The sequence below is a fragment of the Pelagerythrobacter marinus genome, assembly GCF_034375205.1.
Taxonomy (GTDB): Bacteria; Pseudomonadota; Alphaproteobacteria; order Sphingomonadales; family Sphingomonadaceae; genus Pelagerythrobacter; species Pelagerythrobacter marinus.
In genome coordinates, this window is sequence record NZ_CP139719.1 from 2,584,036 (window position 1) to 2,596,713 (window position 12,678).

Genomic DNA, 12,678 nt, shown 5'->3' on the forward strand with positions numbered 1-12,678 from the left:
CGGCGCCCAGGGGTTTGAGCAGGCTCATGAATATCCATCTTCGATCGACTTTCCTCGCCGCGGCCTCGCTGGCCGCGCTGCTGCCGGCCGCGGCCGGCGCACAGGCGCGTTCGCCGGCCAACCTCCTGCCCGAGGCGCAGGCCATCGGCGAATACCCGGTCCAGCCCGACGACGATGCCGTCGTCAGCGAACCGGCCGCGAGGCCGGAACCGGCTGCCGCGCCCGCGGCCCCGGCCGCCGGCTCCGAAGCGTCCGCCGACCCGGTGAGGAGCGTCGCGCGCGAGGTCGTCCAGCAGTTCGCGCCGGAGGTCCAGCCCTGGTCGAGCGCGAATGCCGAGCGGCTCCTCGCCGTGATCGAGGGGATCGGGGCCGAGGGCCTCGACCCGGCCGACTACGATCCGGCCGCGCTGCGCAGCGCGATCCTGGCCGGCCCGGGCGAAGAGCTCGACCGGCTGGCCAGCCGCGCCTTCGCCTGGCTGGTGGAGGACATGCGCGACGGCCGCACGCCGATGGAGGCGCGGCGCCAGTGGTTCGTCGTCGATCCCGATCCCGACCGCTATCGCACCGCCGATGTCATGGCCGAAGCGCTGGCCAGCGGCGACATCGCCGGCGCGATCGCCGCGGTCGCGCCGCTGCACCCCGACTATGCGCGCCTGCGCGATGAACTGGCCGCGACGCCGGCCGGCCAGACCGCCCGCCGCAAGCTGATCCGCGCCAACATGGATCGCTGGCGCTGGCTGGCGCGCGACCTGGGCAGCCAGTACCTGATCACCAACGTTCCCGAATACCAGCTGCGCCTGACGGTCAACGACAAGATCATGCGCACGTACAAGACGATCGTCGGCAAGCCGGGACGCACGGCGACCCCGCAGCTGGCGGAGACGGTCGAAGGGGTGATCTTCAACCCGAACTGGACCGTCCCGCAGTCGATCGTGAAAGGCGAAGGTCTGGGCGCGCGGGTGCTGAACAACCCGGGCTGGGCCAAGGCCAACGGATACAAGGGCTGGCGCGACAAGAAGACCGGGTTCGTCACCGTCGTCCAGCAGCCGGGCCCGGGCAACTCGCTCGGCCTGATGAAGCTCGACATGCCCAATCCGCACGCGATCTTCCTGCACGACACGCCGTCGCGCCACCTGTTCAACCGGGCCGACCGGGCGCTGAGCCACGGCTGCATCCGCACCGAGCGGGCGAGCGAACTGGCGATCACCCTCGCGATCCTGGCCCAGAACCCGACCGACGACGCCGAGCGCAAGGCCGCCGCGCAGGAAGCGGTCGAGATCCTGAAATCGGGCAAGTACACCCGCGTCCCGTTCGAAAGCCGGATGCCGGTCTACATCACCTATTTCACGATGGGCACCGACATCGACGGCAAGCTGCGCAGCTTCGACGACATCTACGGCCGCGACGCCCCGGTCCTGGCCGCGCTCGACGCCCCGCGCCAGCAGCACCGCGCCCGCCGCACCAGCGAGGAAGCGGTCGAGATCATCGACGACATGAAGACCACCTGATCCCGGCGGCCCGATACCCGGCGCTCAATAGACGCCGGGGTTCACCAGGTCCTCCCCGCGCGGGGGATCGGGCATCAGCGGGCGGATCTCGCCCTGTTCCTGCTGCGGGCGAACGATGGTCGAGCCGTCGGGGGCGAGGCCCAGCCGGTCGGCGAAAAGCACGCGCCCGCCGCCCAGCTGGAGCAGGGCGAGCTTGAAATCGGCATCGCCCATCGCGAAGCAGCCGTTCGACCGGCCCAGCCGGCCCCAGCGCGCGACGTGCCCCGGCTCCGCATAGTCGGCCCGGTGCATCACGATCGCGCGGTCGAGCGCGTTGGAATTGTCCGCCTCCAGCCCGTCGAGCCGGATCGAGGTGCCGAAACGCCCGGTGTACCAGCCATAGGTCATGTAGGCGCCGCGGCTGGTGCACAGCGATTCGGGCACGTTGGAAAACCAGTTGAGCCAGCCGTCGTGTTCCGGGTCCGACCCGCTGCCGTGGGTGACGAGGTAGGAATCGACCCGCCCCGCCTCCAGGTTCACGAAGTGGAAACGCGGCTGCGAGCTGTGGAGCCCGAAATCGGCGATGCCGACGATGTCGGTGCGCCAGAGGCGGTCGCCGGCCTTCTGCTGCTCGCGCCGGGCGATCTGCGCCAGGATCGCGTCGCGCGGGTTCCCCCCGCGCGCCTGCGCGGGGAGCCGGGCCGGCAGCGCCAGCGAGGCGCCGAGCGCCAGGGTGCCCTTGATGATGCCGCGTCTGTCCATCCGCCTATCCTAGCACACGAACCGGTAACGGGAGCGTGAACGACCCGGTTTTGCCGGCAGGGGCCGGCCAGGCGCGGCCGCGGCACCTCATCCGGCGGGCTGCGGCGCGGGCGCTTCGTCGGCCTCGCCGGCGTCGGTCATTCCCGCCTCGATCTCGGCCGCCTTTTCCTCCACCAGGCGAACGATGTGGTCGAGCATGTCGGCGTCGGCCACGTGGTGGTCGGTCATCCCCGACAGATAGACCATGTGCTTGCCCTTGCCGCCGCCGGTAATGCCGATGTCGGTCTCGCGCGCCTCGCCCGGGCCGTTGACGACGCAGCCGAGGACCGAGAGCGAGAGCGGGGTCTTGATATGCTGCAGCCGCTCCTCCAGCGCCTGGACCGTGCGGATCACGTCGAAGCCCTGCCGGGCGCAGCTGGGGCAGGAAACCACGCGCACGCCGCGGGTTCGCAGGCCCAGCGCCTTCAGGATCTCGAACCCGACGCGCACCTCGTCTTCCGGTTCGGCGGAGAGCGAGACGCGGATCGTGTCGCCGATCCCGGCCCAGAGCAGGTTGCCGATGCCGATGCTCGATTTCACCGTCCCGCCGATCAGGCCGCCGGCCTCGGTAATGCCCAGGTGCAAGGGGCAGTCGACCGCTTCGGCCAGGCCCATGTAGGCGCTGACGGCCAGGAACACGTCGCTCGCCTTCACCGCGACCTTGTAATCGTGGAAATCGTGATCCTGCAGCAGCTTGATATGGTCGAGCGCGCTTTCGACCAGCGCCTCGGGGCAGGGCTCGCCATATTTCTCCAGCAGGTCCTTCTCCAGGCTGCCGGCGTTGACCCCGATGCGGATCGCGCAGCCGTTGGCCTTGGCCGCGCGGACCACTTCGGCGACGCGGGCGTCGCTGCCGATATTGCCCGGGTTGATCCGCAGGCAGGCGGCCCCGGCGTCGGCCGCTTCCAGCGCCCGCTTGTAGTGGAAGTGGATGTCGGCGACGATCGGGATATTCGCCGCGCGCACGATCGCCGGCATGGCCGCGGTTGCTTCTTCGGTAGGGCAGGAAACGCGGATGATGTCCGCCCCGGCATCCTCGCACCGGCGGATCTGGTCGATCGTCGCCGCCGCGTCCTCGGTCGGGGTATTGGTCATCGTCTGCACCGTGATCGGCGCATCGCCGCCCACGGGCACCTTGCCGACCATGATCTGGCGGCTCTTGCGGCGTTCGATCGTGCGCCAGGGGCGAATTGCTAACATGGGCCGCCATATACGCACCGGGCGATGACGGGGCAATGACCCGTCGGGCGCAGGGCACGCAGGCCGCCCTGCTCCCTCTATGGCGGCCTCACGGCCGCGTCCCGTTATGGGAAACGGCGCAAGTATCCCGGCGCCGCCCCCGCCAACCGGCTTGCATTACGCGCAATTGCCGCCACCGTGGCGCGTTCGCTCGCCTGCGCGAGCCTCTTGCCAGGAGAACCGCCCGTGCGCCCCGCGTCCATCCACCGCGAAACCATGACGATCCTGCGGGAGATCGCCTTCAACCGCAGCCTGCGCATCGCCGCGCTGCTGTTGCTGCCCTATGCCGGCGTGCTGGTGGGCCTGGATGTCGCGGCCCATTACGGCAGGCTGACCGAGGCGCACCTGCCGGTGCAGTTCTTCCTCTCGTCCGACGGGGGTTTTGGCGAGTGGTTGGAATATTCGCTGACGATGGCGGTTTCGGCCATGCTGTTCGTCACCTGGCTGTGGGAAGGGGCCAGCGTCTACCTGGCGAACGCGCTTCTGTTCGCCTGGCTCACGCTCGACAACAGCGCCGAACTGCACGAACGGTTCGGCCATGCCTTCGCGCACTGGTTCGAAGGGTGGCCTCTGCCCGTCGGCGCCAACGATATCGGGGAGGCGAGCCTGTTCCTCGCGATCGGCGCGGTCTGGATCGCCGCGCTGCTCGTCAGCCTCCACCACGCGCGCCTGCGGGCGGCGATCGAGTCGGTGATCCTGGCCGGCTGCATCGCGGCCGCGGCCTTCTTCGGCGTGGTCATGGACCTGGTCGTCGTCTGGGGCGATCGCACGCCCGCCATGCGCGAGTTCGCGACGTTCGTGGAGGACGGGGGCGAGTTCGCGATGATCTGCATCGCCTTCCTCGTCGCGCTCGCGCTGTTCGACGAAGCGCGTCGGCGGCGCGGCTCGCCGGCCTGAAGCGCCGGCGCCCGCCCGCGGACCGGCCCCGAACGGAAAGGGCGCGCGCCTCGCGGCCCGCGCCCTCCTGCCCCGGAAGACCGCCGGTCAGGCCCCGGGCGGCAGGGGATCGTCGTCCGTCTTCCCGTGCGGCCGGCGCGCGAGGTCCGCGCTCTCGCGGTCCCATTCCTCCAGCTTGCGCGCGGCCCAGTCGCGCCCGCCGAGGCCGAAGGCGAGCGCCGCGGCGGCGGCACCGCCGATCACCAGCGCGCTGAAGAAGATGCTGACGATCCGGTCGCCCACCTGCATGAAGCTGAGGCCCATGAAGGTGAAGACGAAGATCGTCGCCCACTTGACGATCGTCGCCGCCAGCGTGGCTTCCCCCGCGCCCGAGATCATCCGGACCAGCAGCCGGGCGATCAGGAACCCGACGAGGATGACGACGGCGCCGAAGATCACGCGTCCGCCGAGTTCGAGGATCTCGTCGAGGATCGCGGTCAACTCGGGGAAACCGAGCAGCCGGGTCGCGGCAATGGCGAAGAACAGCACGATCGCGATCTGCGCCACGCGGGCCATCACGTCGGTCGCGGTCGTGTTGTCGGGCAGGAGCTCGGTCGCCCCCAGCGCGCGATCGACGCCCAGGCCGACAAGCACGTCCTTGATCAGCGGGACGAGGAACCGGCCGATCAGGTAGCCGATGCCGAGCAGCACGGCCGCGCCGACGATCCGCGGGATGGCATCGAAGATCAGCTGCAGCATGTTGCTGGCCGGTGCCGAGACGCTTTCGAGATCGAGCACGTCGAGCGCCAGGATCGCGACGAAGATCACGACCAGGGCATAGAGCATCGTGCCGATCGTGCTGCTGATCGCGGTGTTGCCGGTGGCGGTATCGACCCCGCCGCGATTGGCCCACTTGTCGAAATCGACCGTCTGCAGCGTGGTGACCACGAGATCGCGCACGATCCGCGCGATCATCAGGCCAATGAAGAAGATCAGCCCGGCGGCAACCAGCTTCGGAATGAAGGCCATCACGCTGTTCAGCAGCGTATCGAGCGGGCCGACGACGTTGCCGAGGCCGAGCACGCTGAGGATGATCATCAGCCCGAAGAGCCAGACCAGGAGGCTGACGATGCGGCCGAGCGATTCGCCCAGGCTCGCCCCGCTGCCGGTACTGCGGCGGAAGATTGCGACATTGTCCACCAGGCGGGCGAAGGCCCACTTGGACGCGCGGGCCAGGGCCCAGGTGATGGCCAGGATCAGCAGCGCCCAGATCACTTTCTCGCCGATCTGCAGCGCCAGGTCCTCGTCGAAGCGGTAGTTGCCAAATTGCATCGGATTGCTCCCCTGCTTGATGGTTAACGTCCCTAACACGGGCTGCGGGAAAGGCGAAATCGCCCTCGCTGCGGCCGGGGTTCTGCGGGCGGACTTCTGCGGGGCGCTGCGGCCGGGGCGCTGGTCCTCGCCGGGGCAAGACGCTTGCCCTGCCCGCGCGAGGCGCTAGCTTGCGCGGCCATGATCAGACCCTTCGCCGCACTGCTGGCGCTCGCCGCCCTGTTTTCCGCCCCCGTCCTGGCCACGCCGGCCGTCGACGCTGCCGCAACGCCCAGCTGGTCGATCGCCATCCACGGCGGGGCGGGCACGCTCCAGCGCGAGAACATGACCGCGGAGGAGGAAAAGGCCTATCGCGCCGCGCTGGCCGCCGCGCTCGACGCCGGGGCGAAAGTGCTGGCCGAAGGCGGCGAGGCGCTCGACGCGGTCGAGGCCGCGATCGTCCTGCTGGAAGACGATCCCCGCTTCAACGCGGGCCGGGGCGCGGTCTTCACCTGGGAAGGGGCGAACGAGCTCGACGCATCGATCATGGACGGGCGCGACCGCGCCGCCGGCGCGGTCGCGGGGGTGACGACGGTGCGCAACCCGATCCGGCTGGCGCGCAGCGTGATGGACGACGGGCGCCATGTCTTCCTGTCGGGCGCGGGGGCGGAACGGTTCGCCTCGCAGCGGGGGCTGGAGCCGGCCGGGCCCGAATGGTTCGCGACCGAACGCCGTCGCCGCCAGCTGGAAACGATGAAGGCCGAGCGGGTCGGCGCGCTCGACGTGGAGTTCAAGTTCGGCACCGTCGGCGCGGTCGCGCGCGACCAGGCCGGCCACCTCGCCGCGGGGACCTCGACCGGCGGGATGACCGGCAAGCGCTGGGGCCGGATCGGCGATGCGCCGGTGATCGGCGCCGGGACCTGGGCCGACGACCGTTCCTGTGCCGTATCGGCGACCGGGTGGGGGGAATTCTTCATCCGCGCCGGCGTCGCCCAGGCGATCTGCGACCGGGTCCGCCTCGCGGGCGAAGGGGTGCAGCAGGCGGCCGACACGGTGATCGGCGAGGTTGCCGCGATGGGCGGCGACGGCGGCGTGATCGTGGTCTCGGCCGAGGGGGAGACGGTCTACAGCTTCAACACCGCCGGGATGTACCGCGGCCGCGCCGACAGCACCGGAACGCGCGAAGTCGCGATCTTCGCCGGGGACTGACCGCGCGGCCCCAAGCCGCCGGCCCCAAGGCGCTAATCCCAAGGCGCGGGCTAGCGCGCGCGCCCCTCGTCCCGCGCATAACGGGCGATCACGCGCCCGACTTCGGCCAGGACGCCCTCCGCCGCCGGATCAATGCGGGTATGCTGGCGCGCGGCACGGAAATAGGTCGCGAAGGTCAGCGGCGCGGCGCCGGGCGGTTCGACGAAGCCGACATCGACATAAACGCTGCCCATGCCGGGCCAGAGCGACGTCCCGGTCTTGTCGCCCGCCGGCCATTCGACGGGCAAGCCGGCGCGTACCCGCCGCTGCCCGGTGCGGGTATCGGCCATCCATGCCTTCAGCGTCGCCCGCGCCCCGGCCCCCAGCGCATCGCCGTAGAGCAGGCGCCCCAGCATCCGGGCCGCCGCCGCCGGGGTCGTCGTGTCGCGGATTTCGCCCGGCGGCACGGCGTTCAGGTCGGGCTCGATCCGGTCGAGCCGGCTCGCCTCGTCGCCGATCGCGCGCCAGAAGGCCGTCAGCCGCGCCGGCCCGCCAAGGCGGCGCAGCAGGACGTTGGCGGCCGTGTTGTCGCTCAGCTTCTGCGTCGCCTCGGCCAGTTCGCGCAGCGTCGCGCCCCCGCCCAGCCGCTCCCGCGCGAAGGGGGCATGATCGAGCAGCTCGTCGGCACCCCAGCCGATGCGTTCGTCGGCATCGATATCCCCGCGTTCGTCGAGGTGCAGCACCAGCGCCGCCAGCGACAGCTTGAACGAGGAAAGCTGCGGGAAGCGCGCGTAGTCGTTGTGGCCCCAGAGCGCGCCGGTGCCGGTGTCGAGGACGGCGACGCCCAGCGTGCCATTGGCCGCCGTCTCGAGGATATTGAGCAGCGCCCCGTGGCGGCCCGCGCGATCGCGGCGCACGGGCACGCAGGCGCCCGCGGCGATGGCGAGCGCGCCGGCAAGGGCGGTTCGGCGATTGCAGGTCACAGCCACTTCTCCATGCACAGGCTGAACTCGTCGGCCACGTAGTCGCCGAACGCCGGGCATTCGGCAAACCCGTGCTTGGCATAGAGGCGCATTGCCGGCCGGAACGGCTCCGGCCGCCCGGTTTCCAGCCCGACCCAGCGGTAGCCGCGCCCGCGCGCCTCGGCCAGGAGATGCAGCAGGATCGCCTCCCCCGCCCCCTTCCCGCGGAAGGCGGGCGCGGCGCGCATGGACTTCAGCTCCCCGCGATCGGGGGAGAGTTCCTTCAGCGCGCCGACCGCTGCCAGCGTGCCGCCTAAGCGCGCGGTGAAGAACGCGACATCGCGCGCGCGCAGGCGCTCGGCCGGAAGGGCGTGGACCTTGCAGGCGGGGGACCAGCTATGCATCTCGTCGAGATGGAGCTGGAGCAGCGCGAGGACTTCGGCATCCTCCAGCCTGTCGGGCGCGATCGCATATCCCATGGCCAGCCTTGTGCGCCGCCCGGGCGCGCCCGGCAAGAGCTCGCGGCCCACCGGTTCAGACGTGCGCGTCTTCCAGCACGGCGGCGCGCAGTTCGGCTATGCCCATGCCTTTTTCGGAGCTGGTGACGTGGAGCACCGGGTGCGCCGCGGGATGCCGGCGCGCCTCGGCCTCGGTCGCGGCGCGCACCGCGGCCAGTTCGCTGGCCTTGACCTTGTCCGCCTTGGTCAGGACGAGGCGATAGCCGACCGCCGTTTCATCGAGCATCGTCATCATCTCGCGGTCCACGTCCTTGAGGCCGTGGCGCGAATCGACCAGCACCAGCGTGCGGTGCAGCACCTGCCGCCCTTTCAGGTAGGTCCGCACGAGCTGCCGCCAGCGCTCGACCACTTTCACCGGCGCCTTGGCAAAGCCGTAGCCGGGCATGTCGACCAGGCGGAACAGGGCCGGGTCGCCGACTTCGAAGAAGTTCAGTTCCTGCGTCCGCCCCGGGGTGACCGAGGTGCGGGCGATGGCGCGCCGCCCCGTCAGCGCGTTGAGCAGCGAGCTCTTGCCCACGTTGCTGCGCCCGCAAAAGGCGATTTCCGGCACCGTCGGTTCGGGCAGGAACTTGAGCTGGGGGGCCGACAGGAGGAACTCGACCCGGCCGGAAAACAGCCTTGCCGCGCGTTCCTCCGCTCCCGGATCGCCGGTCACGCCTTGCCCTTCTTCGCGCCGCCTTCTTCAGCCTTTTCCTTCTCGGCCTTCTCTTTCTCGGCCTGGGCGCGCAGCTGCGGGTTCTTCGAATAGAGATAGCTCTGCTGCGCCAGCGTCAGCACGTTGTTGGTGATCCAGTACAGCAGCAGGCCAGCGGCGAACGGCGCCATGACGAACATCAGGACCCAGGGCATGATGTTGAAGATCTGCTGCTGCATCGGGTCCATGGTCGACGGGTTGAGCTTGAACGTCAGCCACATCGTCACGCCCAGCAGCACCGCGAGCGGCCCGATCGCGATCAGCGAGGGCACGTCGAACGGCAGCAGGCCGAACAGGTTCAGGATATGCGCCGGATCGGGCGCGGAGAGGTCGTCGATCCACAGCGCGAAGGGCTTGTGCCGCATCTCGATCGACAGCATCAGCACCTTGTAGAGGCCGAAGAAGATCGGGATCTGCAACAGCAGCGGCAGGCAGCCGGCCAGGGGGTTCACGCCCTCTTCCTTGTACAGCGCCATGATCTTCTGTTGCTGCTGCTGGCGATCGTCCTTGTAGCGTTCCTGGATCGCCTTCATCTTCGGCTGGACGGCCTTCATCGCGGCCATCGAGGCGAACTGTTTCTGCGCGATCGGGAACATCACCAGGCGCACGACCACGGTCAGCAGGATGATCGCCACGCCGAAGTTGCCGGCAAGGTCGTAAAGCTGCTTCAGCAGCCACAGGATCGGCTTCTCGATCACGCCGAACCATCCCCAGTCGATCGCGTTGTCGAACCCGGGAATGCCCGCCTCTTCGTAATCGTTCAGGATCGCGCTGTCCTTCGCGCCGACGAACAGCCGCGTCGTGCGCGAGACCTGCCGGCCGGAAGCGACGCTGACCGGCTGGTAGACGAGCGAGGCCCGATAGCGCTCGCCGCCCATGGCGCGGAATTCCGCGGCCGCGTCGCTGCCCGCCTGGGGCACGATGGCGGACATCCAGTAGATGTCGGTAAAGCCGATCCAGCCGGCGCGGCCTTCGGGTTCCTGCAGCCCGTCTTCGTCGAGGTCGTCGTAGTCGGGGCCGAACTGCACGCCGTCGCCGAAATAGCCGATCGGGCCCGAATGCAGGATCCACTGGCTGGCGCTGGCGGTGCGGCTGGTGCGGTTGACCAGCGCGAACGGCCGCACGATCACCGCCCCGTCACCGGTATTGGCGACCGTCTGCCGCGCGGTGATCAGGTAATTGTCGTCCACCGTCAGTTCGATCGTGAACAGCTGCCCTTCGCCGTTGTCCCACCGCATTGTGACCGGGCTGTCGGGCGAGAGCGGGCCGCCTTCGACCTGCCACACCGTTTCGTCGGTGGGCGCGCGCAGCCCCTCGCCCACCCAGCCGAACTGCGCGAAGTGCTGCGCCGGGGTGCCCTGCGGCGAGAACAGGCGAACCGGGCCGCTGTCCTCGTCCACCGACTCGCGGTGGTGTTTCAGCGTCACGTCGTCGATCCGCGCGCCGACCGGGTTGATCGAGCCGGCGATTGCCGGCGCCTCGATCGCGGTGCGGCCGGGGGCGGCCAGCGACGTCGCCAGGTCGGCCTGTTCCTGCGCGATCTCGCCCGGCGCGGACAGCCCGCCCTCGCGCGTCTGGCGCGCCTCGATCGCTTCGGAAGGCGTGTCGATCCGGCCTTCGGTGACCGCGCGGTCGGTCTGCGGATAGAGCCACCCCATCGCCGTGTCCCAGCCAAGGATCAGCAGGCCGCTGAGCAGGACGGCAAGCAGGAGATTGCGCTGGTTTTGCAAGGTATTCGATCCCGTGATTATCGCAGCAGGTGTATTATATGGGCATTACGGCACAGGATCATAGCCGTGCCCGCCCCATGGGTGGCAGCGCATTATACGCTTAGCGGCCATCCATCCACCCTTGATTGCCCCGTGGCGCTGCAGCGCCTCGATCGCATATTCGGAACAACTGGGGGCGTAGCGGCAGGTCGGCGGCAGGATCCGCGAAGGGCCCCATTGCCACGCCCGCGCGACGAGGATCAGCACCCGTTTCACTGGCGCTGCCCCCGGGGCCGGCGCCCGGCCCGGCGCCCCGGCCGGCGCGGGGGATCGCCCTTGCCCTGCGCCGCGCGTCGCAGCGCCTCGTCCAGTTCCTGCGCCATGCGTGCGAAATCGCGCTCGATCCCGTTCTCGCGGCCGATCAGCACGTGATCGTGATCGGGCAGCCCGGCCTCGGGCAGCGCGGCGCGCAGCAGCTCGCGGAAACGCCGCTTCATCCGGTTGCGCACGACCGCGTTCCCGATCTTCTTCGTCACCGTGACACCGAACCGCTTGCCCTGCCCGCCGTTCGGGCGCGCGAGCAGGACGAAACCGGGCCGCGCGACGCGCAGGCCGCGGTTCGCCGCCAGGAAATCGGCACGCTTGCGAATGATCCCGAGGCTCATCGCGGGCAAGAATAGGGGGATTCGGACAGGATGGTAAGCACGCACGAAACGGGCCCCCGCGAGGGAGCCCGCATGGCCGCGAGGCCGTTCGGTCCGGCCACCGGGATCGGTCGGCCGGTCAGGAAATGCCGCCCGCGCCGGCGAGGGCGCGGGCCAGGCGAATCAGGCGCAGAGCGACTTGCGGCCGCGCTTGCGACGCGCACGCAGGACCTTGCGGCCGCCGGGGGTCGCCTTGCGGGCGAAAAAGCCGTGGCGCCGCTTGCGCACGAGGTTGCTGGGCTGGAAAGTCCGCTTCATAATATCCTCGAAAAACTCAGATCGGTGCCCCAAGCCGTGGCAATCGGCACCAATGGAAGGGCCGCCTGCAACCAGGCGACCGCCGTAGGGGCGCGCGACTAGGGCAGCGCGACGCCCAAGTCAAGATAGGCGATGCGCGGCGCGCGGTGATCGGAGGGGCGGGCCCCGGAAGCAGGGGCGGGGCCTTCCGGCGCCGGTTCCTGCCCCAGCCAGCGGCGCATTTCCTCGGCCCGCAGCCACTTCGCATCGGCGAACCCGACCGAATTGGTCATGGCGTAGAAGGCGCGCGCGCCGGCCTCGTCCATGCCCATTTCGCGGTAATAGGCGATATAGGGGGCATGGATCGCCGCATCGGGCGCGTAGTCGCGCGCCTCCCGGCCGTCCTCGTCGATCCAGGAATGGACGGCGAACTCCGCCCCGTCGTCGATCCGGCGATCGGCGCCGGCGAGAAACAGCTCGACCGCGCCCGATCGCACCGATCCGCGCGGCGGCACGTGGGTCGCGATGCCGGCGGCGCGAATCATGCGCCCGAGCGCGAGGTTGGCGCGGTCGTCCTCGGTCCCCGGGCATTCGACCATCTCGAGCGTTTCGATGGCGGGAAAATCGCGCAGCATCGCGGCGAACTGGGCGGGGCTGGCCGAATCGGTCACGTCGACCAGGGCCGCGCGCCGCCCGTCGATCACCCGGAACGGGCCGTAGCGGGCGATCGCCTGCCGCTCGACCGCGAGGCCCGCGGGAACGAACCGCGCCGACCCGCTGGCCACCCATTCCTCGGTCACGATCACGGTCACCGTCTCGCGCGCGGCAAGCGGTGCCGGCATCAGCGCGCCAAGGGCTGCCAGGAAAGCGGGGGCAAGGAGAGCGGCGAAGCGGGCCATGCGCCCATTTGCGCGCGCGCGCCTTGCCCGAGTGCAAAGCAAGATGCTTTCGC

The 12,678-nt window shown here is 70.0% G+C and carries 14 protein-coding genes; 3 read left to right on the forward strand and 11 right to left on the reverse strand.

The window, feature by feature from the left end; genetic code table 11:
- The first annotated feature begins 26 nt into the window (after positions 1-26).
- A complete protein-coding gene (locus T8T98_RS12715; RefSeq protein ID WP_322295688.1) occupies positions 27-1,508 on the forward strand; it encodes a L,D-transpeptidase family protein in 1,482 nt (493 codons plus the stop codon).
- Between the two features lie 24 nt (positions 1,509-1,532).
- Here T8T98_RS12715 and T8T98_RS12720 read toward each other — a convergent pair whose 3' ends face one another.
- On the reverse strand, positions 1,533-2,249 hold the full coding sequence (locus T8T98_RS12720) for a murein L,D-transpeptidase catalytic domain-containing protein (protein WP_251104880.1): 717 nt from the start codon (positions 2,247-2,249) through the stop codon (positions 1,533-1,535).
- Positions 2,250-2,336: 87 nt separating this feature from the next.
- Complete coding sequence (gene ispG / locus T8T98_RS12725; protein ID WP_251104879.1) at positions 2,337-3,488, reverse strand: flavodoxin-dependent (E)-4-hydroxy-3-methylbut-2-enyl-diphosphate synthase; 1,152 nt, start codon at positions 3,486-3,488, stop codon at positions 2,337-2,339.
- A 225-nt stretch (positions 3,489-3,713) separates the two neighbouring features.
- Between ispG and T8T98_RS12730 the strand changes: the two genes are divergently transcribed.
- Entirely contained in the window at positions 3,714-4,424 is a 711-nt protein-coding gene (locus T8T98_RS12730) for a hypothetical protein (RefSeq protein WP_251104878.1), read from the forward strand.
- Between the two features lie 87 nt (positions 4,425-4,511).
- On the opposite strand, the gene T8T98_RS12735 is transcribed toward T8T98_RS12730, so the two are convergent.
- Complete coding sequence (locus T8T98_RS12735) at positions 4,512-5,735, reverse strand: mechanosensitive ion channel (protein ID WP_160734479.1); 1,224 nt, start codon at positions 5,733-5,735, stop codon at positions 4,512-4,514.
- Positions 5,736-5,915: 180 nt separating this feature from the next.
- On the opposite strand from T8T98_RS12735, the gene T8T98_RS12740 reads away from it, so the two are divergent.
- Entirely contained in the window at positions 5,916-6,923 is a 1,008-nt protein-coding gene (locus T8T98_RS12740) for an isoaspartyl peptidase/L-asparaginase family protein (protein WP_407675038.1), read from the forward strand.
- A gap of 50 nt (positions 6,924-6,973) precedes the next feature.
- Here the strand turns inward: T8T98_RS12740 and bla are convergent, their stop codons facing one another.
- From bla to T8T98_RS12780, 8 genes are all read right to left on the reverse strand, one after another.
- A complete protein-coding gene (bla, locus tag T8T98_RS12745; RefSeq protein ID WP_251104877.1) occupies positions 6,974-7,885 on the reverse strand; it encodes a class A beta-lactamase in 912 nt (303 codons plus the stop codon).
- Positions 7,882-8,343: a GNAT family N-acetyltransferase gene (locus T8T98_RS12750; protein WP_251104876.1), complete on the reverse strand. Its 462-nt coding sequence runs from the start codon at positions 8,341-8,343 to the stop codon at positions 7,882-7,884. The genes bla and T8T98_RS12750 overlap by 4 nt, the downstream gene beginning before the upstream one ends.
- A gap of 55 nt (positions 8,344-8,398) precedes the next feature.
- Complete coding sequence (gene yihA, locus T8T98_RS12755; protein ID WP_251104875.1) at positions 8,399-9,037, reverse strand: ribosome biogenesis GTP-binding protein YihA/YsxC; 639 nt, start codon at positions 9,035-9,037, stop codon at positions 8,399-8,401.
- Positions 9,034-10,806, reverse strand: a complete 1,773-nt coding sequence (yidC, locus tag T8T98_RS12760) for a membrane protein insertase YidC (protein ID WP_251104874.1) — start codon at positions 10,804-10,806, stop codon at positions 9,034-9,036. The genes yihA and yidC overlap by 4 nt, the downstream gene beginning before the upstream one ends.
- Positions 10,807-10,851: 45 nt before the next feature.
- Positions 10,852-11,061 (reverse strand): membrane protein insertion efficiency factor YidD, encoded by a 210-nt coding sequence (yidD, locus tag T8T98_RS12765; RefSeq protein WP_160734473.1) that lies wholly within the window; start codon positions 11,059-11,061, stop codon positions 10,852-10,854.
- The gene (gene rnpA, locus T8T98_RS12770) at positions 11,058-11,450 is read right to left on the reverse strand and encodes a ribonuclease P protein component (protein WP_160734472.1); all 393 of its coding nucleotides are present in this window, start codon (positions 11,448-11,450) and stop codon (positions 11,058-11,060) included. The genes yidD and rnpA overlap by 4 nt, the downstream gene beginning before the upstream one ends.
- Before the next feature lie 162 nt (positions 11,451-11,612).
- Positions 11,613-11,747, reverse strand: coding sequence for a 50S ribosomal protein L34 (gene rpmH, locus T8T98_RS12775; protein WP_160734471.1), 135 nt, complete (start codon positions 11,745-11,747; stop codon positions 11,613-11,615).
- Positions 11,748-11,845: 98 nt separating this feature from the next.
- Positions 11,846-12,568 (reverse strand): alpha/beta hydrolase, encoded by a 723-nt coding sequence (locus T8T98_RS12780; RefSeq protein WP_322295689.1) that lies wholly within the window; start codon positions 12,566-12,568, stop codon positions 11,846-11,848.
- Positions 12,569-12,678: the final 110 nt, after the last annotated feature.